Here is a 2358-nt window from a genome sequence, read left to right as displayed (position 1 = left end):
CCCGGTATTTCTCGGTAAGCTGGCGTTGCCGGTGGAGGAGACATGCACGTCAGCATTCATGTCACAATGGCGCGGGGCGACGGCCCCCGCGCAGCAGTCCCCGCGACTTCGACTTCGCCGACTCGATCCGATTGGGTTCCCGCATGACAGCGACCGCACTGGGTCTGCCGACGTTCCGGCCGCGGCGAGAGGTCACCGCCAAGGTCATGCCCACCTCAGGGCCACTGGTGGACACCTTCGACCGGGTCGCCACCGACCTTCGGGTATCGCTGACGGACCGCTGCAACATGCGCTGCACGTACTGCATGCCGGCCGCGGGCCTGGACTGGCTGCCCAGCGAGCATCTGCTCAAACCCGACGAGCTGGCCCGGCTGCTGCGGCTGGCCGTCACTCGCCTCGGCATCACCAGCGTGCGGTTCACCGGAGGTGAGCCGTTGTTGGCCCGGCACCTCGAAGAGGTGGTGGCCGCGGCCGCCGCGCTGCGGCCCCGGCCGCAGATCGCACTGACCACCAACGGGGCGGGACTGGCCCACCGGGCCGAGGCTCTGCGAGCGGCGGGGCTGGACCGGATCAACGTGTCGCTGGACACCGTGGATCGCGCCAACTTCGCGGCGATCACCCGCCGGGACCGGCTGGGCGACGTGTTGGCCGGCCTGGCCGCCGCCAAGGAGGCCGGCTTCGAGCCGGTCAAGGTCAATGCCGTGCTGGACCCGGTGACGGGCTGCACGGACGTGGTGGACCTGCTTCGGTTCTGCCTGACGCACGGCTATCAGTTGCGGGTGATCGAGCCGATGCCGCTGGATGCCGGACACGAGTGGCGCCGAACGTCCATGCTCACCGCCGACGACGTGCTGGCCGCGCTGCGACCGCACTTCCGGCTCCGGCCCGACCCGGCCCCCCGCGGCTCGGCCCCGGCCGAGCTGTGGCTGGTCGACGGGAGTCCCGACATCCCGGCCGGAAAAATCGGGGTGATCGCTTCGGTGTCGCACCCGTTCTGCTCGACCTGTGACCGCGTCCGGCTGACCGCCGACGGGCAGATCCGCAACTGCCTGTTCGCCAGGCAGGAGACGGATCTGCGCGCCCTGCTGCGGGCAGGCGCCGACGACGACGCGATCGAGGCGGCCTGGCGCGCGGCGATGTGGACCAAAGCGGCCGGCCATGGCATCAACGATCCGAACTTCGTCCAGCCCGACCGCCCGATGAGCGCGATCGGCGGCTGACCCGTGACGCGAGCGTCCGACACGCCCGCCGCGATCCGGGTCACCGTCCGTTACTTCGCCGCCGCCCGCGCCGCCGCCGGCGTCGAGTCCGAGACGATCGCGGTGACGTCCGGCGCCACGGTGGCCGAACTCGTCGACAACCTCGCCGTGCGGGATCCCCGATTGGCCGCGGTGTTGAAGCGATGCTCGTACCTACGCGACGGTGTCGCGGTTCGCGACGACGCCGTGCCATTGCGCACCGGCGACACAGTCGATGTGCTACCGCCGTTCGCCGGCGGATGAGGTGATTTTGATCACATCACGATACGGTCACGAAGCGGCTACAAGCCGGTAGCGGACCGCCCTGAGCTGGCCACATTCCGGCGTCTCCTGGCTTTTACCGTCGCCGGCACGGCCGAAACTCCGGTGCGGCGAAAGGGTGACGTGGACCGCGTGACCCGTTACGGTCGACCGCGGGTTTGCCGACCAGTACTCGGCTAGCCGACTCCGTCTGTGGCGCCGAGCTCCATCCGGCAGGCGGGGATCCCGACAACGGATGGAGGCGGGGGACCCATCCAGGTCCACCGAGATCGGACCGGAGCCCCGTTCGGCTCCTTGGGGTGAAGCCGCCGCCGTTGCCTGCAGGCCCACGGTGGCAGCCGGGCGAACTCTCGCTCCCGAACCCGACAGCTGACCTCGCAGGCGCACCGAGAGAGGACGTCACTGACGCATGAGCGGACGGCACCGTAAGCCCACCACATCGAGTATCGGCGTCGCCAAGCTTGCCTTCACCGGAGCCGTGATCGGTGGCGGCGGTCTCGCACTCGCAGGCCACGCATCCGCGGCCACCGACGGCGAATGGGACCGGGTGGCCGGCTGCGAGTCCGGCGGCAACTGGGCCATCAACACCGGTAACGGGTATCAGGGCGGGCTGCAGTTCTCCGCGGGCACCTGGTCGGCCCACGGTGGCGGCGAGTTCGCGTCGGCCGCAAACCAGGCCACCCGAGAGCAGCAGATTGCCGTCGCCGAGCGGGTGCTGGCCACCCAGGGCCGGGGCGCCTGGCCAGTGTGTGGTCACGGACTGTCGGGGCCCACCCCGCGCAATGTCGTGGCCGAGGAGCCCGCACCGGCGGTCGAGTTCGCCGCCGACGACCAGCCC

Annotated in this window: 3 protein-coding genes and 1 riboswitch; all 3 genes read left to right on the top strand. The window is 70.5% G+C overall.

Going from position 1 to position 2358, the window contains the following annotated elements:
• The first annotated feature begins 143 nt into the window (after positions 1-143).
• Entirely contained in the window at positions 144-1220 is a 1077-nt protein-coding gene (gene moaA, locus ABDW21_RS14965) for a GTP 3',8-cyclase MoaA (RefSeq protein WP_343601772.1), read from the top strand.
• A gap of 3 nt (positions 1221-1223) precedes the next feature.
• On the top strand, positions 1224-1502 hold the full coding sequence (locus ABDW21_RS14960; RefSeq protein ID WP_343601770.1) for a MoaD/ThiS family protein: 279 nt from the start codon (positions 1224-1226) through the stop codon (positions 1500-1502).
• 204 nt (positions 1503-1706) lie between these two features.
• Positions 1707-1920: riboswitch (cyclic di-AMP (ydaO/yuaA leader) on the top strand.
• A gap of 9 nt (positions 1921-1929) precedes the next feature.
• Positions 1930-2358 (top strand): transglycosylase family protein (locus tag ABDW21_RS14955; RefSeq protein ID WP_343601768.1); only part of this gene is annotated, 429 nt, incomplete at its 3' end.

The sequence above is a fragment of the Mycobacterium sp. genome, from assembly GCF_039583805.1.
GTDB lineage: Bacteria > Actinomycetota > Actinomycetes > Mycobacteriales > Mycobacteriaceae > Mycobacterium.
The sequence above is the reverse complement of the archived record's forward strand: the minus strand, read 5'-3'. Positions and strand labels throughout refer to the sequence as shown.